Below are 23,630 nucleotides of genomic sequence, written 5' to 3'. Positions count from 1 at the left end.
AAAAAAAGCCTTACACATGTAAAACTCTTGCTTATATATGATCATCCATTTCTGGTGCACGGATGATTTCAACAATCAAAATGATGATAGAAATCAGATAGATTCCACCTAGTATCCACCAAATCATCTTATTCACCTCCTTTTACTTCTTGTCGTCTCAGTTGCTTGGTCCACTCTGACAGCACACCATTAAATACGTATTCAGCTATTACTTCCGCTGACCGAGCAAATCGCATATGTTCCAAAGCATACTGATAACGGTCACTAAAATAAATCATGGCATAGTCACTAGCTGACTGAGATAGACCTGTCTGTCTTAACTGGTCATGAACCAAACCCCAAATATAGTCTCGATCGTACTTGGTCACGCCATCGACTTTTGAAGAAAAGTTTTCTTCTTGTTTGTCATCTACTATCTGCCTCTCCTCCTCGTCCTCAATAAGGAAATCACTCCCTTCAGTTTCACTATATTTAGTCTCACTTCCTTCAGTCTCACTAGGGGCTGAATTTAAGACCGGCCTCGTCTTTTTTTGAGACCCCCCTAGTGTTTTTTTTACACTAGCCCCGTTTGAATCTAATACTGGGGTAGGTTCATGTTCTAATTCCCCCAAGTAAATTTTATTGGCCATTCGGCCTTTTTCGCTAGAGGACTGTTGGACTTCATCAATTAAGCCATATTCACGTAAGGTTTTCTTAATAGAAAGTAATTTAGACTTTGAACAACCTAAAAGTGCCATCAGATTTGAATTGGAATAAATCAAGTAAATAGCCCCATCCTCATCAATCCAGCCCTTACTCAAAGACAACTCCAACCGATCTTTTAAAACCGCGTAGGCTACCTTAACCTCCAGCTTCATATCCTTATACCGTTCACTCTCAAACAAAACTTTGGGGAGTTTATAATAACGCTCTGATGTCTGATATTGATTAGCTGTAATTCGTTTCATGATTGTCCCTCCAAGACTAAAATTCCAACATTTCCAAATTCATCAAATCGGATTAAACCTACTTGTTCCATTTCATCAATTAGCTGAGTTGCTTTCTCAATATCAACTCCCAAGATAGCCACGAGATGACACATCACGATTTGGCGTGATGATTGTTCCTTCTTTTTCATGAATTCCTCCTGAAAATAAAAAAACGAGAACACTTAGTAAAATGTTCTCGCTGAACTATTATTTTTTATGACGTATCTATTTTTTGTCTACGCAGTCGACATCCAAACAGACATTCACATCAATGTACTTTTTTTGAACCTTTTTTATGTCAAAATCACTCTTTTCAATAAAGACAAAATGCTTGAAAAAGTGCTTAAAATAAAGGATTTTTACCCGTTGCTTCGTTGTAGCAACACTACGCACTCCACGTGATGCGTATTCGGAAATAAATCCGTCGGCTGGACTTTGGTTAATCGATACCCTAACTCTTCATAGAGCTTTACATCACGCGCCATCGTGGCTACATTGCAGGAAATGTAGACAATTTTTTCCGGCTCAACAGATGCACTGGCACGAATAAAACTATCCGTCAAGCCTTTTCTCGGCGGGTCGACAAAAATCACAGTTGGTTTGATGCCGTCTGCCACCCATTTTTGCATGGCAGACTCAGCACTATCACAGACGTAGGTCACATTGTCAATCCCATTTCGAGCAGCATTTTTCTGGCTATCAAGGACAGCCCTTTCAACCACTTCTACTCCATAGACATGCTGGACTTGTCTTGCAAAAGATAGGCCGATGGTGCCGATTCCGGAATAGGCATCAATGACAACATCATCTGCCGATAGTTCAGCAAAGTCAATGGCAGTTTGATAGAGTTTTTCAGCCATTTCCGTGTTGACTTGATAGAATGAAGGGGCTGAAATTTCAAATTCATTACCCAACATCTCATCAACTATTGTTTCACTACCGTACAAGAGGCGGAACTCTTGACCAAAGATCGCATTGGTGTTCTGATCATTGATATTCTGAATAACCGAGATAAGATTTGGGAACTGACTGGTCAAGCGTTCAATGAGGGCTTCAATTCGGAAAATCTTTGGTCTAGTTGTCACGATGATTAGCATGAGTTGCCCTGAATAATGCCCACGACGAACGACAATGTTTCTGACAAGACCTGTTTGTTCATTTTCATCATATGGTTTCAAGTCCAATTTACGCATGAAATCACGGGTAGCCAAAATCAAGGCATCAATTTCCTTATGTTGGATATAAAAATCTTCAATCGGCACTAAATCGTGAGAATTTTTTCGGAAAAAACCTGTTTCTAACTGCCCATTCACACGACGAACAGGCACAGCTGCCTTATTACGGTATGCAACTGGTTGATCCATTCCAATTGTATCGCTCACCTCAACAGAAGAAATTCCTGCAATCTTACGCAAACTTGTTTCAACTTGATTTTTCTTAAATTTAAGCTGGGCTGGGTAATTCAAATGCCCCAAGTCTGCAATACCCGTTCTTAGATAGGTCAAATCCAGATCTTGATTACGGTCTGGTGAAAAGCTCTGCCATTCCTCCACCTTTCCAAATCCAATATTTTTCTTAAGTTTTAATATCCTCATCCGGATGCTTTCACCCGGAAGGGCATTATCAACAAAAAAGACGAAACCATCTACTTTTGCGACACCCTGACCTTCATGAGTCAGGTCTACAATGTCCACTTCAACAACATCATTTTTCTTAAACATAATTGTCCTTTTCTAATAGGCCGCTCTGCCATTTTTCAGCAAGAAAAAAGAGCAACCGAAGTCACTCTTCATTATATCATATTATCTGAGTCCCATCTCAGCTAAGAGTTTTTTATACTTGTCACGGTCGATATCTAGCCCCATACCTCCGTACTGGTCGTAGGTATCAACCCAGTCACCTTGTTGAGGAATTGTTAGGCGCTGAATGCCGTCTTTTCCACTGGTCAAAACTCCTAATCCTTGAGTGAGTAAAACGGGATAAGAAACATTGGTGGAGGTCAGAGCATAGATTTTTCCAAGAGCTGCGGAACCTGTAAAGAGTTTTGTTGGATTTTTTACCTGAGAAAAAATGCTTGCCATAACTTGTTGCTGGCGTTTAACCCGACCAAAGTCAGCTGTATCATCACCGCGGAAACGAGCGTAGTTGAGGAGTGTTTTTCCATCCATTCGCTGCTTTCCAGCAGCAATAGTCTGATACATCGCTCCGCCTTGTGCATAACCTAAATCATCAGGCACTTCCACCTCCGTCACCGTTTCACCACCGACAGTTTCAAATTGGGCATCAATTTCAACTCCTTCTGGAAAGAGAGTATCTATAGCTACAGCAAAGGTTTCAAAATCAATCATGACATAGTATTTAATATCAATATCAAAATTGTGCTTGAGCACTTGCCGAACAAACTCTGCCCCCTGGTCACCATCCTGTTCACCGAAAGTGAAGGAGGTATTTAACTTGAGGTCTGTTGAATAATCATCATAACTATAGCCAGGAATATTGACCAAAGTATCCCGCATGAAGCTGACGAGTTTCGCCTTCCCATCACTACCACCAATATTCATGACCATGATTGTATCTGTTCTGGCTGAAGCTGAGTTTTGTGTTACCCGCTGGTCGCTTCCAAGGATAAGAATATTGGTCCCATCCAGAGTGTCAACACCGTTGAAAACTTCAGTCTGTGCTGGCTGGTAATTCTCTTTACCAGAAGTCACGTCATTAACTCCCTTGAAGAACATCACAATCATTCCAATTAAAACAGCCAGTATAATTATTCCCAGCCACTGGAAAAATCGCTTAAAGCTAAAACGTCTCTTTTTCTTAGTAGCTTTTTTGACCTTGACAGATTTAGATTGCGGCGCTTGAATTTCCCTTTCTGGTGCTGGGTGTCTTTTTCTCCTTTCCCTCTCCTGCTTAGGATAAGCAGGCAAGCCCTTTACCCGCTCCGCTTTTTCTTCTCTGGTAAAAGCTGACGCTGATTTGTCTGAGTATACTGGATAAACAGGCGTCTCTTTAGGCTGGTGCTTGGCCTTGCGAGAGCGTTTTGAAAATGAGGTTTCCTTTGGATAAACCGGTAAGCCAGATGAAGAAAGTCGGCTTTTTTCAGCTGGTTGGGTAGGGGAAATGTCCTCACCAGCTAGCTTAGCATTAAGGCAATCTAGCTCTGCTTTTTCCTTAGGATTTAAAAAATGGATGTTTTTTGATAAATAATCGTATCGTAAGGCTTCGTGGTGGGTCAAGGCCTCCAAACGGCGGTCTGCCATAATGTCTCCTTAGTCCTTTGTCATCATATAAACAGAGTAATTTCCTAAAATTTTATACCCAATTCCAAGACTTGTCAACTCAGAAAGGGCATATTGAACCAGTTGCTGGTCTTCATTGTTCACGTCAATCATGAAAAAATATTCGCCAAGCATGGTTTTTAAGGGTCGGCTTTCAATCTTAGTCAGGTCAATCCCTCGCCAAGCAAAAACCGAAAGTCCTTTGTAGAGAGCACCTGGAAGATTATCTGGTAAGGTTAGTGCTAGGGATAATTTGTCAGCAATCTTTGGTAAATCAATCTGCTCTGCTTTTTCTCCCAAAACCCAAAAACGTGTGAAGTTTTCTTCTATTTCTTGTATATCCTTAGCAATAACGGTCAAGCCATACTGGTCTGCCGCAGCCTGAGGGGCAATAGCCGCATAGGGTTTATCAGGATTTTCAGCTACAAAACGAGCTGCGTAGGCTGTTGAGGCTGTTGTTTCCAACTGAGCTTTTGGATAATGCTCAGTGATATATTTTTTTCCTTGAGCAATGGCCTGAGGATGAGAAAAGATTTTTTCTGGTTGCGTCACAGTTACAGCCATGAGCTGTTGCTTGATGGGCTGGATAATTTCTGTCACAGCAAGCATATTTCCTTCATGGAAAAGATAATCGGTCGTTTCATGGACTGACCCTTCAATCGAATTTTCTACAGGAACAATGGCAAAGCTAACTTCTTTATCTTGGTAGGCTTTGAGAACTTCGGTAATAGTGCTGTAGGCTACCAATTCAGCTTTTGGAAAAGCGCTGAGCGCCGCATTATGTGTAAAGGAGCCTGATGGTCCCAGATAGGCAATTTTCATAGGATTTCCTTGATAATTTCTTGAGGTGTTTTTTTAGTCACATCGATAATCTGCGTTGCCGCTTCTTCATACCAGCCCTGACGACCATCAAAAATAGCTTTAAAATCTTCTTTGCTATTATTGACAAAGAGAGGGCGCACATTTTTATCGTCAGCTGCAATTCGACTGTAAAGGGTCTCAAAATCTGCTTTCAGGTAAATAGTCTGGTCATTCTCCGACAAAAGCTGTCGATTTTTTTCAGAGACTACAACACCACCACCTGTTGAGATAACGCCATCAGAAGCCATCAGTTCAGCTAAAACCAGACTCTCGATTTCACGAAAAGCCGCTTCACCTTTAGTTGCGAAAAATTCTGCGATAGGCATACCGATACGCTCTGTAATCACCGTATCCATGTCAACAAAGTTAGGATCTAAAAGTCTGGCAATCGTTGATTTTCCAGAGCCCATAAAACCAATCAAAATCTTAGCCATTTAGCAATGCCTCCATGTGATTGAAGAAATCTGGGTAGCTGGTGTTGATAGCCTCAGCACGCTCAAGCATAACTTCTCCTTCTTGGACAAGCAGAGCTGCGATGGCTGCCATCATACCAATACGGTGATCGCCGAAAGTATTGATAGTTGCACCATGGAGAGGCGTTTTCCCTTTGATAATCATACCGTCAGCTGTTGGTGTAATATCTGCCCCCATAGCGTTCAAAGCGTCAGCCACCACTTGAATGCGGTCCGTTTCCTTAACTTTCAACTCTTCGGCATCTCGAATAACCGTTTCACCCTTTGCCTGAGTCGCCAAAAGCGTGATAATAGGCAATTCGTCAATGAGACGAGGAATGATGTCTCCAGCGATTTCTGTACCTACAAGATCAGAGGTTTCAACTGTAATGGTCGCTGACTTAGCAATCTCATCACGATTTGACAGTTCAATCTTACCACCCATTGCTTTGATGACATCAATGATGCCAGTACGGGTTTCATTGATACCGACATTTTCAAGAATAACTTTAGAATTTGGCACAATCAGCCCTGCAACCAACCAGAAAGCTGCGGAGGAAATATCACCCGGAACCGTCACTTCTTGAGCAGTGAATTCTTGCCCACCAGAGATGCGGATTTCTTTGCCTCTGACTGAAATCTGTCCACCAAACTGAACAATCATATCCTCTGTGTGATTGCGTGTCTTTTCTTTTTCAATGATAAGTGACTCGCCATCAGCCTGCAGAGCGGCAAAAATAAGGGCTGATTTAACCTGCGCAGAAGCCACTGGCAGTTGATACGTGATGGGCTTTAGGGCACGTGACCCTTTCATTTTTAGCGGTGGCAAATCACGCTCAGTCTGACCTGAGATTTCAACTCCCATCTGGCGTAGAGGGATGGTGACACGGTCCATAGGACGTTTTGATAGAGAATCGTCACCAAACATCTCCACTTCAAAGTCCTGCCCTGCCAAGACTCCTGAAATCAGTCGAATGGATGTTCCTGAATTTCCCATATCTAGCTTATTCTGCGGAGCTTTGAGCCCATCAAAACCAAGTCCATGGACTTTGACAACTGAACCATCATCTTCAATGGTCACACCCAAATCGCGAAAAACCTGTATGGTTGAGAGAACATCCTCACCACGCAAAATATCGTGAATGGTTGTCACTCCCTTAGCCAGACTTCCAAACATGATAGAGCGGTGGCTGATAGACTTGTCTCCTGGAACTCGAATGGTTCCAGATAGGGATTTAGCTGCTGTTTGTAATTTCATAAGTGAACCTCGTGCGTGTATTAATATCTATTATAACAAAAAAGTATAGAAATTTCTAAAAATTTCTATACTGACATCTTTTAACACTTTCTATAGACTGTCTCTAAATCTCTCTTTGATATAATCGGCTGAAGCTTCAAGTTTACTCTCTTCTTCTGCTGTAAGGTTGAGTTTGACTTGTTCAATGATACCTTGTCGGCCAACGATGGCTGGGTAGCTGAGGTAGGTGTCGTGTCGCTCATGATAATTGGAGACAGGCAATTCTTCTCGGCTGTCGGATACGACAGCTAAAGCCAGTCTGATTGCCGCGCTAGCAATGCCGTAACTGGTGTACTTCTTCCCGTAAAAAACGGTGTGTCCTCCCTTGATGGCATCCTGCGCCAGCTTTTCCAAAAGCTCCAAATCTGCAAAAAACGAAACCTCCTGCCCCTTGATTCGCACCTGACTCCAAGCAGTAAATTGAGAGTTACCGTGTTCGCCGAGGTTGTAGCCATAAACACTTCTAGGGTCTAGGGAAAAATGCTGCGCGACTGCCCGCTTCATGCGAGCTGTATCCAGCAAAGTCCCCGTGCCAATCACCCTTTCTCTAGGAAAGCCTGAATAGTGCTGAAAGAGACTTGTCACAACATCCACGGGATTGGAAATAACAATCGTTATGCCAGAAAAGCCAGACTGCTTGACTTGCTCCGCCACATGGGGAATCTGGGCTGCTGTAAATGGCAATTCTGCAAACCTATCTGCATCTGGATTATCTTGGAGGGCAATATTTCCAAGTGCAATCACGATTACATCCGCATCTGATAAGGCTGGATAATGATTGATTTCAATATTGGCGTGATGATTGATATTAGCAGCAGCATCCTGAAAATCCGCGGCATCTGCCATGACCTTCTTCTCATTGGTGTCAATAAGGACATAGTCATCAAAGGCTCCCTGTGCAATAAGACCGTGAGCCACTGTTGAACCCACATGCCCCATTCCGATAATTCCAATTTTTCGTGACATTGTTACTCTCCAAAACAGTTTATTTATTCTGTCAACTCCTGTAAGGGTTTAAAGATAATGCGCTCCAGATCTCCAACATAGACGCCCAGAGCTTGCTGACTTTCGAAATAAGCTTTAAGTGTGGCATTTGCTTCAATCTTGTCACCAAGAGCAGACATTTCTTCTTGATCTTCTTGACTTGGCATTTGTCCTGATTGGATTAGGTCTTGAATTTTATTTTGAGCCACTAAAAACTCTTCCCAGAGTGCTTTCGCTGTAGCATCGGCCTCAACTTTTTCCTTAGCATCTTTAACTGCTTGAAATTCTGGCAAGGCGCGGATGGCACGTTCTAAGTTATTAGCTAAATCGTAAATGTTTTCCATGATTTTCTCCTTTATGCAATCGTTACTGAATAATCTGTTTTTTCCGAGATAACGGCTTGTGCCCTCTCCAAATCTTTAGCATTTTTGAAGGTCAACTGCAAAATGCCATGAATATCCTCACGATTTTCCTCATTGATTTTGATATTGACCAAGGAGGTCCCACGTAGAAGCTCCAAGATACGTAGGACAACATCTTCCTCGTCAGGCACATCCACAAAGAGGTCGTAAAAACTATCCACACCAGCTTTTTTATGAATTTCCATAGCCTGACGAGTCTTACGCCCATGCTCGAAAAAGTTCCAAATAGCATCTTCATCCTTTTGAGAAATAAGCTGCGCAACACTATCCAAACGGGACTTAAAGTCCTCAATGCGCTCCAAAACAGCTCTGCTATTTGACAGTAGAATAGCCGTCCACATACCTGGCTCTGACTCGGCAATACGGGTCATGTCACGAAAACCACCCGCCGCAAAACGATTGGTCATCTCGTGTTCCTTGGCATAATCTCCCGCCTGCTCCATGAGGCTAGAGGCCAAGATGTGAGGAAAGTGAGAAATCTGGCTGGTTACTCGGTCATGCTCCTCAGCGTCAATCTGAATGAATTTGGCATGTAAACCAGACAAAAGGTCTTCCAATTCAGAAATGGTCACCTCCCCAGTTAAGGTCGATGGCGTGAAAATATAATAAGCATTTTCAAAGAGATTGACATCCGCCGCAATAGCACCTGACTTGTGACTACCCGCCATAGGATGTGAGCCCACGAACTGAATATTCTTATCAGCTAAATAAGTCTCAGCCGCCCTAACAATCTCAGTCTTGGTCGATCCGGCATCGGTGATGATGACGTTATCCTTGAGTTCCATACCGGCTAAATCTTTGATAAAATCAATGGTTTGCTTGATTGGAACCGATAGAATAATCACGTCTGCTAAGGGAGCAAATGCTACAAAGTCCCCAGTAGCACGGTCAACAATCCCTCGCTCTAAGGCAACCTTACGAGATTCTTCTGAGCGATTATAGCCTAAAATCTTGTAGTCTGGATGGTCACGCTTGATGCCCATGGCAATCGAGCCACCGATGAGTCCAAGACCAGCAATATAAATGGTTTTTGTCATACTATTTTCTTTCTTAACTCGAAGCTCACTAGGCTTAATTGAAAGAAGAGGCCTCTCACCTGATTTTGGTAAGAGAAACTTTTCTTAAAAATTTTTCACATAGTCACGGTGAGCCGCGACCGCTGCCTTGAGTTCTTCTAAGTTATCTGATGAGAATTTGTTCAAAATCTCCTGAGCAAGGACAGTTGCCACAACTGATTCCATCACAACACCTGCCGCTGGAAGAGCCGTTGGATCTGATCGCTCAACTGTCGCTTTGTAAGGTTGGTGCGTCTCAATATCCACGGACATGAGTGGCTTATAAAGGGTCGGAATAGGCTTCATAACGCCACGGACAACAATCGGCTGCCCATTAGTCATACCGCCTTCAAAACCACCAAGATTATTCGTGCGACGGGTGTACCCATCGTCTTCATTCCAAAGAATTTCGTCCATGACTTGACTGCCTTTAAGATAGCCCGCTTGGAAACCGACACCAAACTCGACCCCTTTGAAGGCATTAATCGACACGATAGCTTGAGCCAATTTGGCATCTAGTTTTGTATCCCACTGAACATAGGAACCAAGTCCAACTGGCACGCCACCGACAACCGTTTCAACCACCCCACCAATGGTATCACCGTCACGCTTGATTTGGTCGATGTAGTCTTTGATTTCTTGTTCACGTTCTTGATTAACGATGGAAACTTCTGATTTAGCAGCTAACTCCTTGATTTGAGTCACTGTCAGATTTTCTGGGATATCCACTTCCTTACCACCGAAAACAACCACATGATTGGCAATCTCAATATCAAGCTCCGCCAAAATACGTTTGGCAATAGCTCCTACCGCAACTCGCATGGTAGTCTCACGCGCGCTTGAACGTTCTAGAGAATTGCGAAGATCATCGAAGCGGTACTTCATGCCACCAACCAAATCTGCGTGTCCTGGGCGTGGGTGCGTGATTTTGCGTTTGGTTTTCAGACGGTCCTCAATATCTTCAACCGCCATGATTTCCAACCACTTTTGATGGTCTTTATTGGTCACGTTGAGCGTAATGGGAGCACCAGTCGTTTTGCCGTGGCGAACGCCAGAAGTGATTTCAACCACATCGCTCTCAATTTTCATACGTCCACCACGACCGTACCCCCCTTGACGACGCTTCAAATCAGCATTGATGTCCTCTACTGTCAAAGGAAGACCTGCTGGCACTCCCTCAATAATAGCTGTCAGTCGCGGTCCGTGCGACTCTCCTGCTGTCAAATATCTCATTTTATTTCTCCAAATAATCTTTCATTTCCTCTAAGGGAATTTGGTTAATGGCTGCGCTACCTAGTTTTGGTACGATAACTGTCTTGATTGCCTTACCACGAGCTTTTTTATCGTGGGTCAGTGCTGTGTACAAGTCATCAACCTTCCACGGTTCATAATCTGTTGGTAGCCCAAATTTGTCGCACATAGCCATAATGTTATCAGTCATACCAGCTGGCATCAGACCTTTCTTTTCAGCTACACGAGAAATTTGTACCATACCGATAGCAACGGCTTCACCGTGCATAACTTTTCCATAGCCAGCTGTCTGCTCAATAGCATGTCCGATGGTGTGCCCAAAATTCAAATACATGCGCACGCCTCCTTCAAACTCGTCCTCAACAACGATTCTACGCTTAACATCACAAGAATGATAAATGATAGCCTCTGCATTTTCCAAAATGGACTCCGGGCTTCCATCAAGAGTCTCAAGTAAATTCCAAAGTTCAATATCGTCGATAAGACCGTACTTAACAACCTCACCCATACCTTCAATCAGCTCGCGCTGACCCAAAGTCACAAGGACATCTGGATCAATGAGTACACCTTTAGGCTGGGCAAAAGTCCCCACGATATTTTTAGCTTTGGGTGTATTGACACCAGTCTTACCACCGATGGAAGAGTCCACCTGAGCCGTTAGGCTGGTCGGAATCTGCACAAAAGGAATGCCACGCATGTAGGTCGAAGCCACAAAACCAGCTAAATCACCGACTACACCACCGCCAAGGGCCACAATGCCATCTGTTCGGGTTAGGTGATTGTCAATTAAAAAATCATAGGCCTTGTTGACTGTGGTCAAATTCTTAGACGCTTCGCCCTCTAAAAAGTCAAAGACAACTACTTCAAAACCAGCCGCTTGTAGGCTCAGCTTAACCTTCTCGGCATAGAGACCACCGACATGATTGTCTGTTATAATCGCAATCTTCTGACAATTAAGAATAGAGCGAGACCATTCTCCTGCATTTGCGAGAGCGCCTCGTTCAATCACAATGTCATAGGGATTTGTATTTAAATCAACATGTAATTTCATCTGTTTATTTCCTAATCCATTTTCTATTTTGGAAATTTATCCTTGATACTTTTCTTCTAAGGCTTGCCAAATCTCATCGGTTGGCATTTCTTTGCCAGTCCATTCTTCAAAGGCTGCGGCAGCTTGGAACAAAAGCATTCCCAAACCATTGATTGCTTTGAGGTCATGGCTACGTGCCAGCTTAAGGAAAGGTGTCTCAAAAGGCTGGTAAATCACATCGGCCACCATGATATTTTCCGGAAAAACAAAATCCTCACCGATAATCATAGATTTACCGTCCATACCAACGCTGGTCGCATTGACAAAAAGGTCGCTTTCCATTACCTTCTCTTGGACAAGCATCAAATTTTCAATAGGATAAACCTCGATAACCACACCCGTTTTTTGGGACAAAGCTTGCGCTTTTTCTCTGGTTTCCTCAAGAAAAGCTGACTGGTTGAAAATGTTTATGCAACTAGCACCATTGAGAGCTGCTTGGGCAATCAGAGCCGTCGCTGCACCACCACCACCTAATATGGTCATAACTTTGCCTTTTACATCGAAATCAGCAAAAGTCGATAGCGAACGGAAAAATCCGATACCGTCGGTGTTGTGCCCAATCAGTTTGCCATCACGGTGAATGACCGTGTTAACCGCACCAATCAGCTGTGCAGCATCGGTCAATTCGTCCATAAAAGGGATAACAGACTGCTTGTAAGGCATGGAAATGTTGACACCCCACATGTCGTAACGTTTGACATTTTTGAGGGTCTCTTCCAAGTCAATTTCTGGAATGTCCCAAGCTACATAGACACCGTTGACACCCGTTTTGTCAAAAGCATAGTTATGAATAAAGGGAGAGATTGAGTGTTTAATCGGTGTCGCTACTACCGCTGCTAAGCGTGTGTGTCCATCAATCCGCATCTAGTACCTCCAAGATTTTAGGTAATTGGGCAAGAGGAATTTGTCCAGGCGCACTTTGCTCATCCAGACTAGCGTAAGACCAGCAAGAACCCATCAGCTCCCCTGCTACACGAGTAATACGACCAAGTTTCCCCATGGCCATCACTGCATAAGATTGCTCGGGATTGAGAGTTTTAAAACCACGGGTAAAGTTCATTAAATCAAGGACATCCTGATGAGTTTTGGGCATGACTGCAATCTTGACAACGCGTGGAGATAAGGCTGTCAATTCTGAGAAAGCCTCCATGATATTGCCTGGCGTTTCTTCAAAATTATGATAGGACAGAACGAGATTTGAAAAGTCTAGCATCTCCTTGAAAATATCCATGTGTGAGAAATACTCAAAATCAATGTAGTCTGGCTGATAGATGGCGTTAACTTCCTTAATCAGCCCCACATATTCCTCATCAGTCAGCTCAATATTACCACCTTCACGAGTCGTGCGCAGGGTGAACAGGACTTCACGCCCAAGGAATTTTTCAAAAATAGCTGGCGCAACAGTCAAAACGTCTGATTTTGGCAAAAAATCAGCTCGCCATTCGATAATATCTGCTAAGTCATACTTAGTCACATCAATATTTTGAGCTTCTTCCAAGCTCCTTGGCATTACTGGAACGACTATCTTCATTGGTTTACCTTTATTGTAAATACTTTCAAGTAATTACTGCTTTCATCATTTTTGTTGACGGTGAAATCACTCGGCAACTGCTTTAAGTCAGTGAATTGGTATCTGATTTTTCCAAGACCTTTTTGGATTTGTTTTTTAAATTGCTGAGCGGTCATATTTGACGCGTTGGTTGAGGCGATGATAGTCCCATTTGGACTTAAAATCTCCAAAGCCTGCGCAATCAATTTATGGTAATCTTTCAGCACAGAGAAGGTTTGCTTTTTATTTCGAGCAAAGGACGGTGGATCAATGACAATGACATCGAACTTCAGACCATGGCGCTTGGCGTATTTGAAATAGTCAAAAACGTCCATCACCACAAACTTGTGGCTAGTCAGGTCAAGTCCGTTGGCTTCAAAGTGGGCCTGTGATAATTCACGAGACCGTTTGGCCAAGTCAACAGAGATTGTTGCTACCGCTCCGCCCATAGCTGCAGCCACAGAAAAAGCCGCGGTATAGGAAAACATGTTGAGCAAGGTCTTGCCCAGGGCTAGACCATCCACCAGACTTCCTCTGACCTCATGTTGATCTAAGAAAATCCCCGTCATCAGCCCGTCATTCAGAAAAATGCAGTAGCGGACGCCATTTTCCAAAACCTCAAAAGTTTCAGGCGCTTCCTGCCCATAGAGGTGACCAGATTCTGGCAAGTCACTTTTAAAACGCACCTTCTCATAGGCACCAAGAAGCTCTGGAAAAACCTTTTGAAAAGCGGAAACAATCAGCTCTTTCTGGCTGTAAATGTAGGTGTTGTACCAGGAAAAGAGGGCGAAGTCTCCATAGCGGTCAATGGTAAGACCACCAAGGTTGTCTCCATCCTGATTAAAGAGACGGTAGGCTGTAGTCAGTTCCGACTGCTGAAACTGCTGGCGCTTGTCCTTTGCCTTTTTCAAGAGGCTAATAAAATAATCCTCTGTCAATTCGAGAGATTTTCTAGATAAGACCCAGCCAATCCCCTTGTTTTGAGGCGCTAGATAGGCCGTACCCAAAAACCTTCCCTTTTTATCTGACAAGGACACCAAGCCAGTTTCAAAAGTTTGATTTGGAAAATCTCTACCATCAAGTAGCTGAATCCCTGATTTCAGGCGTTTTTCAGCCAATTCACCCATAGTAAGTTTAGTCATAAAAGTATTATAGCAAAAATTCAATCACTTAGCCACAGTAGGTTTAGATTACTCTTGATTTTTGTTTTGTGTTATAATAAAGCCATACTATTTCTATGAATGAGGAAGGCACTTTGAAAAGATTTAAAGACACTTTTTTAGATGTGATCTCGACTCGATTGGGCTTTGTCTTGCTCCTTTTGCTGGGCTACACCCTCAAGACCATCTGGGCCTATTTTATGGCTTTTAATCTAGACTTGGCCTCTGTGGAGCACCCTGTCCAGTACTATCTCCGTTTGATTTTGGTAGTCATTAACCCTATTCCTATAGGTCTTTTGCTAATCGGTCTAGCTCTTTACATCAAGCGCAAAAAGCCCTTTTACATAGCAGCATGGACTATCTCCATATTACTGACTATTCTGCTCTTTGCTAATATTATCTACTACCGTGAATTTGCAGACTTTATCACTTTTAGCTCTGCTATGGCCAGTCGAAAAACCTCAGAAGGACTCGGGAAGACTGTGCTTGATTCTCTGCAACTTTGGGATTTTATCTACCTATTGGATTATCTCTTGATTGCCATTCTTTTTTTGAAAAAGAAAATCACCACAGATGATCGTCCTTTTCACAAACGAGCAAGTTTTGCTGTTACTGCCCTCTCTGTATTGGCTTTTTCCATCAACCTTTTCATGGCTGAGCTGGATAGACCAGAGCTCTTGACCCGGGGCTTTTCCAATACTTACGTCGTACGAGCTTTGGGACTTCCCACCTTTAGTATTTATTCAACCAACCAAGCCATTCAGGCACAAAAGGAGCGTGACAGCGCTAGCCCTGATGACCTTGCCACGGTCAAAGACTACCTCAGCACCCACTATGCCAGCCCGAATCAAAATTACTTCGGTATTGGTAAGGGGCGCAACGTCATCGTTCTCCACTTGGAGTCTTTCCAACAATTTTTGATTGACTACAAATTGAAGGTTGATGGTAAAGAGTACGAAGTCACCCCATTTATCAACTCTCTCTACCATTCAAAAGAAACCTTTGCCTTTTCAAACTTCTTTAACCAAGTTAAGGCTGGGAAAACTTCTGATGCTGAAACCATGATGGAAACAGGACTCTTTGGACTCGCAAACGGCTCTTTCATGGTTAACTATGGCGGGGAGAACACTCAGTTTGCTGCACCGACTATTCTAGCTCAGAACGGCAACTACACTAGCGCCGTTTTTCACGGAAATGTTGGCTCTTTCTGGAATCGAAACAATGCTTACAAGCAATGGGGCTACAATTATTTCTTTGATGCCTCCTACTTCTCTGAGCAGACTTCCAGTAACTCTTTCCAATACGGACTCAATGATAAAACCATGTTTGCTGACTCCATTCAGTATTTGGAGCACATGCAACAGCCATTTTATACCAAATTTATCACTGTTACCAACCACTATCCTTACAATAGCTTGGCTGGCAACAGCGAAGAACAAGGTTTCCCTCTGGCACAAACCAATGACGAAACCATCAACGGTTACTTTGCAACAGCAAATTATCTGGACACATCCATAAAAGCCTTCTTCCAATATCTGAAAGATACAGGAATTTATGACAACTCTATCATTGTCCTCTACGGAGATCATTACGGGATTTCTAACTCACGTAATCCTGAGTTAGCACCTCTTCTGGACAAAGATACAGAGACCTGGAGTCAATATGATAATGCCATGCTACAGCGAGTCCCTTACATGATTCATGTTCCAGGAATGACTAAAGGGTTTATCAGTGATACCTACGGTGGTGAAATTGATGGGCTGCCGACCTTGCTTCATGTGCTTGGTATTGATACTAAAAACTATACCCAAGTTGGGCAAGACCTGCTGTCAGCTGAAAATAAACAAATCGTCGCTCTAAGAACAGCTGGAAGTTACATTACCCCACGTTACACGTCTTATAATGGGCGGATTTATGACACGGTCAGCGGACTTGAAATTACTAATCCAGATGAAACGACCTCAGCTGAACTGGAAAATATTAAAACTTCAGCTGCCCTCCAGCTCCAGATGAGTGATAATGTCCAAACTGGAGACCTGCTCCGCTTTGACAAGACTAACGGCTTAAAGGTTGTGGATGCTAATAATTTTTCTTACACCAATAGTCTGGATAACTTGACGGACATTGAGAAAAAGCTAGGAACAGCTTCAACCAGTATTTATAGCCAAAACGGTAATAAGACAACGGTTGACCGCTATATTGCTCCTAGCTACTCGGCGCTCAATCCTCAAGTTTCTGGCAGTGAAACCAGTCAAAGCACCAGTACGACGGAGAAAGATAAGTAGACAAAACGGAGATTTAGGTCTCCGTTTTTATGATTTCATTTGTAAAAGTTGAGGCAAAAAGCTATAATTAAACTAGGAAAACGCTTTATTTCGGGGGTGAATATCAATGACAAAATGGAAATTCTCTCTAATTCTTGCCTTGATTGTCAGTATCGTCGCAAGTCTGATTGCGATTCCTTTTGTAACAGCTATAGGGATTGCTTTCATGTATTTTCTCTATCTAGTGCTACCCCTGATTAGTTTCTCAAGCACCCTTATCATCAGCCATCGTAAAGGCTGGAATTTCTACTATCCAATCTTTTTACCAATCTTCTGTGCCCTTACTGATCTTTTACTGAGCCAAGTCTTACATCATATCTACGGCCTATTTGACTACGTTGATTACGAACTTCCCTTACTTATTGCCATCTTAACTTTTGTCCCCGCAATAGTGGGGAGCCTTGTTGGCGGTCTTATGCACCAAAAAAGTTGGATTAGGCATCCATCGCTTCCAATTCTGATTTGCCTTGCCATCTACTTCCTCGCTCTTTGTACCAACAACGCCTACCCTTACAACCTTCAGGCTGAAGCTCCGCTCCTTCTCTATGGAGCAAATAGTGGTATCTTTGCTATTGTAGGTCTTGCAGTCGGCTACTGGGACAAAAAAGGCTATTTAGTTCCTATCATCCTAAGCCTCTTCTTCCAAATCTTCTTTGGCTTCATGCACGGAGATTGGCTCAGCTATTTTACCCTCATCTACCTTTTGGTTGCCTACCTCTTTCTTTTCCTTGGACGGTTTTGGCAAAATAGCAGAGCTGATAAAAGAAGGCAAGTCAATTAACTAGCTCACCTCCTTCGCTCTCCTAGTTATCTAGGAGAGTTTTTGTATCTTGAATTTACAATATAAGTAATAAGTAGGCAAAAAAAGCCAACAAAGGTTGGCTTTTAGAGTTCTTAGAAATTAAGATTTAGGACTTAAAACAGACCTACCGCTGTACCATCTTCAAGCACATCCATATTAAGAGCAGCTGGAGTTTTTGGCAGACCTGGCATGGTCATGACATCTCCTGTTAGAGCAACGATAAAGCCCGCTCCTGTTTTTGGAACAAATTCACGAATAGTAATGTCAAAATCTTCAGGCGCTCCCAGCAAGAATTGGTTGTCTGAGAAAGAGTATTGTGTTTTAGCCATGCAGACTGGCAATTTATCCCAGCCGAATTCCGCAAATTGTTTAAGCTGGTTTTTCGCTTTTGGTCCGAACTGAACAGCACGTCCACCGTAGATTTCCGTCACGATTTTAGTGATTTTATCTTCCAAGCTATCTTGGTCTGAATAGAGGCGCTTATAGTCTGCTCCGCCATTTTCCACAGCAGAGACTACCGCACGAGCCAAGTCCACACCGCCATCAGCACCATTGGCCCAGACGCTAGCCAGTTCGACTGGCACATCAATCTGTGCACAGAGTTCTTTTAGAACTGCAATCTCAGCTTCAGTGTCCGCCACAAATTCGTTAATTGCTACAACTGCTGGAATCCCAAACTTGCGGATATTTTCCACATGGCGCTTAAGGTTGGCAAAGCCGCTACGTACTGCTTGGACATTTTCCTGATTAAGGTCGGCCTTCGCAACGCCTCCATGCATTTTGAGAGCTCGAAGAGTGGCTACAATAACGACAGCGTCAGGCGATTTCGGAAGGTTTGGTGTCTTGATATCAAGGAATTTTTCTGCACCCAAATCTGCACCAAAGCCTGCTTCCGTGATTGTATAATCTGCCAAACGCAGTGCTGTTGTGGTCGCTAGAACTGAGTTACAGCCATGAGCAATATTGGCAAAAGGTCCACCGTGTACCAGAGCTGGCGTACCGTAGATGGTTTGCACCAAGTTTGGCTTGATGGCATCTTTCAGAATAAGGGTCAGCGCCCCTTCAATCTTGAGGTCGCGGACATAGACTGGCTTACGGTCGTAGGTGTAGGCCACGACAATATTAGCCAAACGCTCTTTCAAGTCTTTAAGGTCAGTCGCCAAACAAAGGATAGCCATGATTTCAGAGGCAACAGTAATGTCAAAGCCGTCTTCACGCGGCACGCCGTTGACTGGACTTCCAAGCCCCACAATCACCTGACGGAGGGCACGGTCATTAAGATCCACCACACGTTTCCAAATGATTCGACGAGGATCAATTCCAAGCTCATTTCCTTGCTGGAGATGGTTGTCGAGTAAAGCTGACAGGGCATTATTGGCTGTGGTAATGGCGTGCATATCTCCCGTGAAGTGAAGGTTGATGTCCTCCATAGGAAGTACCTGAGCGTAACCACCACCAGCTGCTCCACCTTTGATGCCCATAACCGGACCAAGTGAAGGCTCGCGCAGGGCAATCATGGTTTTCTTACCAATTTTGTTCAGCGCATCTGCTAGACCAATGGACATGGTTGACTTCCCTTCACCTGCTGGTGTTGGGTTGATGGCTGTTACCAACACCAATTTTCCAGGTTCATTTTCCTGAACTGTTTGAATTTTGTCGAAGGACAATTTTGCCTTGTATTTTCCATAGAGTTCAAGATCATCAAAGTCAATGCCAACTTTCTCAACAACTTCAGTAATTGGCTTGAGTTGGACACTTTGAGCAATTTCAATATCAGATTTCATGAGTCACCTCGTTAGTTTGATAACTTCATTATAACAGATAAGATATAAAAACACATGTTACAACTCTTTTTGTTATCTAACGTTCGGAATTTATTTCTTTCTGGCTCTGTTTAGCGATGAATTGTTGCTTTTACACTCTTAGAAACCTCTGCCACCTTGAGTTGGACCTCCTTGACCAGGACCTACTTGACCGCCACCCATCATACTATTGGCAATTTGAGTTTGTTCTTGACCATTTATGATAATCGTTCCGCCTGTGAAAGTTGCTGTACCATCATAGTCAAAGCCTGAATTTCCAACAAGTTCAATCTTGCCTCCTGTCACATTGATATCACCGTTTGCGTCAATAGCATCCGTATCTCCCTGACCGACTTCGACCGTGAGATTACCACCATTCATATTAAAGAAAATCTCATTAGAGGAAGCGTTAGCATTAGCTGCATTAACACCGTCATCAGTTGCATAAACATCAATCGTTCCATCATTAATGGTGATAGATTTTCCTTCAATACCCTCAGTAGAATTTGTCACCTTATAAGTTCCACTGTCGATGACTAGATTTCCTGAAGCATGAATTCCGTCATCACCTGCCGAAATCGTTATCTCATTATCGGCTAAATACATATTTCCAACAGTCAAATCTTCATCATTATCAACTTTGATAGCATCTTCTCCCGCCTCAATAGTCATTTTTGTTCCTGCAATATTGAGCTCATCATTGACATTGAAAGCATCCCCTGTCGAGGTAATCTGATAAGTTCCACCTGTGATGTGGAGTGTATCATTGACTTTAATGGCATTATTGGTCTTCCCTTCAACTTTTAATGTCCCTGAGCCATTAATGGTTAAGTCAACTTTTGAGAAAAGCGCTGCATCAGCATCTTCATCTGTATTTGAGCTTGAATCCGCTAGACTATTGGTTGTTCCATCTGCCAGAATTAGATAAACATGATTCGCTGTAGTTGCAGAAATCGCTGCACTGCTATTGGTCATTGTAACCCCATTTAAAATCAAATGAACATCGTCACTCTCACCTGCTGTAATTTGAATCTGAACCCCCTCGGATTGACCTGAGATAACGTAAGTTCCTGCTGACGAAATTGTCACTGTTGAACCCGAAACAGATACACCATCACCTGAGACCGTAGCTGTCGAGCCTGATAGTTTAACTTTTGAAGCGGTATTGTCATCATAAGTAGTCTGATAGTCCTTTTCACTAAAGTAATCTGTTTGCTTTGAACTGGACTGAGTCGTTGAAGTTTCCGACCTTGTGGCTGTCGAAGTTGTGGCTGTACTACTTGTGGCCTGACTTGTCGAACAACCTGCTAAAAGAGCAAGGGTAGCGAAACTGGTCAGTAATATTTTTTTAGATTTAATAAATGTCATGATGATCTCCTCATTTCTTTTGATTGGTATCAGTTTAATCAGCCAACCTAAAAACAATCTGAAAGTTTTCATAAAGAAAGCTTAACAGATTTTCAGCTCTGCTATTTTTAAAAAAACTTTTAGTTTTCTTCTTTATAGTTATCATCATCATAATCAGTAAGGAGAACAACATGACTCAACACATCACAACACGTTTCAAACGCGTAGAAACTAAATATTTGGTACCAACAAAACACTTAAAGCCTCTTTTAGAGGATTTGAAAGCCTATTTGACCGAAGACGATTTCCCAAATTCTACTATTAGTAACATCTATTTCGATACCCCTGACTTTGAGGTTATCAAAGATGCTTTAGCTGGTCGAAATAAGCGAGAAAAGATTCGAATGCGCTGCTATGCTCAGAAACCGACTTCCGCTAGCCAAGCCTTTTTGGAAATCAAACAGAAGGATTTGGAAGGAGTCGGTCACAAGCTTCGGCTCGTTTCGACACCTCCTCTTATCAATCAACTCCTTGTCCATGGACGAAGCGATAAGAGCATAACTGACCATCACCTCGTACAAGAAATCTATGATTTACGCGACCGCTACGAGGGACTGAGTCCTCGCATCTTCATCTACTATGAACGCTACTCTCTCAAGCAGAAAAAAGGCGCTGAAGATAAGGTACGAGTGACTTTTGATAAAAATCTTCGCTATCGTGACAATCATGTAGACTTGACTTCTGGAAATTCAGGGAAAGCTCTCCTAGATACAGACCACATCATCATGGAAATAAAAGCAAGTAAGGACAAACCTAATTGGTTACAAGAAATTCTAGACAAGCACGGCTTAATCCAGATAAAATTTTCAAAATATGCTTGCGCTTATCACCGCTCAGAAGGTTTAGACTACCAACCACGACCTGCCATCCTAAATGAGAAAGTAGGTGTTTAAGATGAACCTCTTCGATAGTATCTTTAATTCAAATACTTCAACCGTAAATCCCGGATTACTTTTTCTGGCTCTGGCAATCAGTTTACTACTAGGCTTTGCCCTATCTTCTGTCTACAAGTACCGTACCCTCTATACCAAAGAATTTGTCACTACACTGACCCTTCTGCCTGGTCTCATGACCATCATTATCTTTCTAGTCAATGGAAGTTTGGGGACCAGCATCGCCGTAGCCGGAACTTTTTCACTCATCCGCTTTCGCTCTGCAACCAGTGGTTCCCGTGAGCTCTTGGCGATTTTTCTCTCGATGATTATCGGATTAGCAGCAGGTACTGGCTTTCTTCTCCTAGCCATTCTCTTTACAGCTCTCATCTTAGGCATTTGGTTTCTCTTGGAAAAAGGGCAGAGCAAAAAACAGATACAAACTCGTCGTCACTTAACTCTGACAGTCCATAAGACCGAGTCTATTGAAGAACAACTACAGACAGCACTAAATAAATACTGCTCAGCTTTCGAATTGATTTCAATTAAAAGTAATAACCAAGGGAGTGAGCTCCTTCTTAACTATGAAATTGATTTAAAGGTTGCTACAGATGACTTTCTCCTCACTCAATTTCTCCTTAATCAGCTAGGACAGACTGACATTAGCCTAAGCACAAAAGCCAAAAAACGAAAAAATCTTTAAGAGACTCCCCTTTCATTGCTACTAGAATAAAAAACGAGATACAAGAGTACCAGATTATAGTCACATCATCATACGTCACACTATTATGGCCACGGTTTTATAACATCTATGCAAGACAAAAGCACCTCAGAAAAGTATTGCCTGATTGCGATACTTTTCTGAGGTGCTTTATATGTACCTAGATTTTCTCATCCATAAATCCTATTCGAGTGATTTGAAAATTCTAGTGAATCTGGCAATGTTAGATGTTGCACCAATCTAGTGCTTTTGTTTTTGTTGACTATATCTAAGAAAAAGAAATAAACACTCAAAGCTCCATCTGTCACCAGCTAGGTTGGTAGTTTTTTTTTCGTTGAGAAAAACTGGCTTGAAGCCATAGTAAAAAGGTCTAAAATCAAGTTGAAAACTTAATCTCAGACCTTTTTAGTTGGATCTGATAACAGTTTTATCCCATAAGAGGTAATTTCCCCTACTCCAATATCCTACCAGGCATAGTTGGGTTCTACACAAACACTGGTTGAATAGAGCAATTCCTCCACAGTTACCTTTTTTAATCCTCCATAAACAGGATCCTGACTAACGTAAGAGGGGTCTAAATAATAGACTGACTCGATGTCTGTCCCTTCCGCATTCAACTGGTAACCGACCCCCAAGACATTGTGCTCACCCCATTTCTCAGTGGAGAGGGTGGAAAGCTCTATTGTGTAATACATAGGATAACCGTCCGCTATGTTTTTTCTGAGACGTTCTTTAAAGAGCGACTTGTCTGTTTCTGGGTTGGTCACTGTCTCCAAACGGTAACCTGCCTGATTAGCTGATGGAGTTGCATAGCCAAAAAGGTACTGATTTAGAACAGCTATAGCATTAGCATTGTGAGTGCCAAAAGTCTCGTCCGTTCCCATCTCCACTGCTAAAGTCTCCTGACTGACGTCTATCCCTTTATAAGCTAGGAGCATGCTGACCGTTGTTGGGGAGCAAGTATTCCAAGCCCTTTGAACTTGTTGAGGTACTTCTAAGCGTACAATCTGTCTACCGATTTCTGGAGCATTTTCTGATTCAGAAAAAGTTGTTGCCTCACTTGAATTTTCTTTGTAACTTGTATTTCCTATCTCGGAAACAGTGCTTTCCTCTTGAAGAATCGATTTGCTGTCAAAAGTCGTTTCCGTTCGACTCGCTTTTTCGACACTCTGTTCGAATCTTGATGATTTCAAAGTGTAAATACTCGCAACCACAATGATTGTGCTTAGCAGAAGTATTGTGATAAAAGCATACAAGCGTTTCATATTATCACCTCATTTCACTAAAATTATAGCGCTTTTAGATTTTGAAGTCAAAAATTTATGAAAAAAACTC

At 42.6% G+C, this 23,630-nt stretch carries 22 protein-coding genes; 4 read left to right on the top strand and 18 right to left on the bottom strand.

All coding sequences use genetic code 11. The annotated features are described in order from the left end of the window. Window positions 1-128 precede the first annotated feature (128 nt). The 15 genes from G576_RS0107085 to G576_RS0107015 form a co-directional block, all read right to left on the bottom strand. Window positions 129-947 (bottom strand): replication initiator protein A, encoded by an 819-nt coding sequence (locus G576_RS0107085; RefSeq protein ID WP_027974018.1) that lies wholly within the window; start codon window positions 945-947, stop codon window positions 129-131. Continuing rightward, window positions 944-1,117, bottom strand: coding sequence for a hypothetical protein (locus G576_RS13585; protein WP_012775511.1), 174 nt, complete (start codon window positions 1,115-1,117; stop codon window positions 944-946). Before G576_RS13585 ends, G576_RS0107085 begins: the two co-directional genes overlap by 4 nt. A gap of 210 nt (window positions 1,118-1,327) precedes the next feature. Next, entirely contained in the window at window positions 1,328-2,689 is a 1,362-nt protein-coding gene (gene rlmD, locus G576_RS0107075; protein WP_027974017.1) for a 23S rRNA (uracil(1939)-C(5))-methyltransferase RlmD, read from the bottom strand. An 81-nt stretch (window positions 2,690-2,770) separates the two neighbouring features. After that, window positions 2,771-4,228 (bottom strand): LCP family protein, encoded by a 1,458-nt coding sequence (locus G576_RS0107070; protein WP_027974016.1) that lies wholly within the window; start codon window positions 4,226-4,228, stop codon window positions 2,771-2,773. 9 nt (window positions 4,229-4,237) lie between these two features. Further along, the gene (gene pheA / locus G576_RS0107065; RefSeq protein ID WP_027974015.1) at window positions 4,238-5,068 is read right to left on the bottom strand and encodes a prephenate dehydratase; all 831 of its coding nucleotides are present in this window, start codon (window positions 5,066-5,068) and stop codon (window positions 4,238-4,240) included. Further along, on the bottom strand, window positions 5,065-5,541 hold the full coding sequence (locus G576_RS0107060; RefSeq protein ID WP_027974014.1) for a shikimate kinase: 477 nt from the start codon (window positions 5,539-5,541) through the stop codon (window positions 5,065-5,067). Before G576_RS0107060 ends, pheA begins: the two co-directional genes overlap by 4 nt. Then, entirely contained in the window at window positions 5,534-6,817 is a 1,284-nt protein-coding gene (gene aroA / locus G576_RS0107055) for a 3-phosphoshikimate 1-carboxyvinyltransferase (protein WP_027974013.1), read from the bottom strand. The genes G576_RS0107060 and aroA overlap by 8 nt, the downstream gene beginning before the upstream one ends. Before the next feature lie 90 nt (window positions 6,818-6,907). Further along, complete coding sequence (locus G576_RS0107050; RefSeq protein ID WP_027974012.1) at window positions 6,908-7,822, bottom strand: L-lactate dehydrogenase; 915 nt, start codon at window positions 7,820-7,822, stop codon at window positions 6,908-6,910. A gap of 23 nt (window positions 7,823-7,845) precedes the next feature. Further along, window positions 7,846-8,184, bottom strand: a complete 339-nt coding sequence (locus G576_RS0107045) for a YlbF/YmcA family competence regulator (protein ID WP_027974011.1) — start codon at window positions 8,182-8,184, stop codon at window positions 7,846-7,848. 11 nt (window positions 8,185-8,195) lie between these two features. Then, the gene (locus G576_RS0107040) at window positions 8,196-9,299 is read right to left on the bottom strand and encodes a prephenate dehydrogenase (protein WP_027974010.1); all 1,104 of its coding nucleotides are present in this window, start codon (window positions 9,297-9,299) and stop codon (window positions 8,196-8,198) included. 84 nt (window positions 9,300-9,383) lie between these two features. Further along, window positions 9,384-10,550: a chorismate synthase gene (gene aroC / locus G576_RS0107035; protein WP_027974009.1), complete on the bottom strand. Its 1,167-nt coding sequence runs from the start codon at window positions 10,548-10,550 to the stop codon at window positions 9,384-9,386. Window position 10,551: 1 nt separating this feature from the next. After that, window positions 10,552-11,619 carry a 3-dehydroquinate synthase gene (gene aroB / locus G576_RS0107030; protein ID WP_027974008.1) on the bottom strand — a complete coding sequence of 356 codons (1,068 nt, stop codon included), beginning with the start codon at window positions 11,617-11,619 and terminating at the stop codon, window positions 10,552-10,554. A 36-nt stretch (window positions 11,620-11,655) separates the two neighbouring features. Next, a complete protein-coding gene (locus G576_RS0107025; protein WP_027974007.1) occupies window positions 11,656-12,522 on the bottom strand; it encodes a shikimate dehydrogenase in 867 nt (288 codons plus the stop codon). After that, window positions 12,512-13,189 carry a type I 3-dehydroquinate dehydratase gene (gene aroD / locus G576_RS0107020; RefSeq protein ID WP_027974006.1) on the bottom strand — a complete coding sequence of 226 codons (678 nt, stop codon included), beginning with the start codon at window positions 13,187-13,189 and terminating at the stop codon, window positions 12,512-12,514. The genes G576_RS0107025 and aroD overlap by 11 nt, the downstream gene beginning before the upstream one ends. After that, window positions 13,186-14,349: a class I SAM-dependent rRNA methyltransferase gene (locus G576_RS0107015; protein WP_027974005.1), complete on the bottom strand. Its 1,164-nt coding sequence runs from the start codon at window positions 14,347-14,349 to the stop codon at window positions 13,186-13,188. The genes aroD and G576_RS0107015 overlap by 4 nt, the downstream gene beginning before the upstream one ends. A 113-nt stretch (window positions 14,350-14,462) precedes the next feature. On the opposite strand from G576_RS0107015, the gene G576_RS0107010 reads away from it, so the two are divergent. Further along, window positions 14,463-16,652: an LTA synthase family protein gene (locus tag G576_RS0107010; RefSeq protein ID WP_027974004.1), complete on the top strand. Its 2,190-nt coding sequence runs from the start codon at window positions 14,463-14,465 to the stop codon at window positions 16,650-16,652. Window positions 16,653-16,758: 106 nt separating this feature from the next. Next, window positions 16,759-17,472, top strand: coding sequence for a hypothetical protein (locus G576_RS0107005; protein ID WP_027974003.1), 714 nt, complete (start codon window positions 16,759-16,761; stop codon window positions 17,470-17,472). A gap of 134 nt (window positions 17,473-17,606) precedes the next feature. Here G576_RS0107005 and G576_RS0107000 read toward each other — a convergent pair whose 3' ends face one another. Together G576_RS0107000 and G576_RS0106995 are read right to left on the bottom strand one after the other, a co-directional pair. After that, entirely contained in the window at window positions 17,607-19,277 is a 1,671-nt protein-coding gene (locus G576_RS0107000; RefSeq protein WP_027974002.1) for a formate--tetrahydrofolate ligase, read from the bottom strand. Window positions 19,278-19,415: 138 nt separating this feature from the next. After that, window positions 19,416-20,654: a carbohydrate-binding domain-containing protein gene (locus tag G576_RS0106995; RefSeq protein WP_027974001.1), complete on the bottom strand. Its 1,239-nt coding sequence runs from the start codon at window positions 20,652-20,654 to the stop codon at window positions 19,416-19,418. 179 nt (window positions 20,655-20,833) lie between these two features. Here G576_RS0106995 and G576_RS0106990 point away from each other — a divergent pair, with 179 nt between their 5' ends. After that, the gene (locus G576_RS0106990; RefSeq protein WP_027974000.1) at window positions 20,834-21,595 is read left to right on the top strand and encodes a polyphosphate polymerase domain-containing protein; all 762 of its coding nucleotides are present in this window, start codon (window positions 20,834-20,836) and stop codon (window positions 21,593-21,595) included. Between the two features lies 1 nt (window position 21,596). After that, window positions 21,597-22,277 carry a DUF4956 domain-containing protein gene (locus tag G576_RS0106985; protein WP_027973999.1) on the top strand — a complete coding sequence of 227 codons (681 nt, stop codon included), beginning with the start codon at window positions 21,597-21,599 and terminating at the stop codon, window positions 22,275-22,277. Between the two features lie 482 nt (window positions 22,278-22,759). Here G576_RS0106985 and G576_RS0106980 read toward each other — a convergent pair whose 3' ends face one another. Then, window positions 22,760-23,560: a C39 family peptidase gene (locus tag G576_RS0106980; RefSeq protein WP_027973998.1), complete on the bottom strand. Its 801-nt coding sequence runs from the start codon at window positions 23,558-23,560 to the stop codon at window positions 22,760-22,762. Between the last annotated feature and the right edge of the window lie 70 nt (window positions 23,561-23,630).

This window comes from Streptococcus porci DSM 23759, from assembly GCF_000423765.1.
Classification (GTDB): domain Bacteria; phylum Bacillota; class Bacilli; order Lactobacillales; family Streptococcaceae; genus Streptococcus; species Streptococcus porci.
This window is presented reverse-complemented; position numbering and strand designations above follow the sequence as displayed.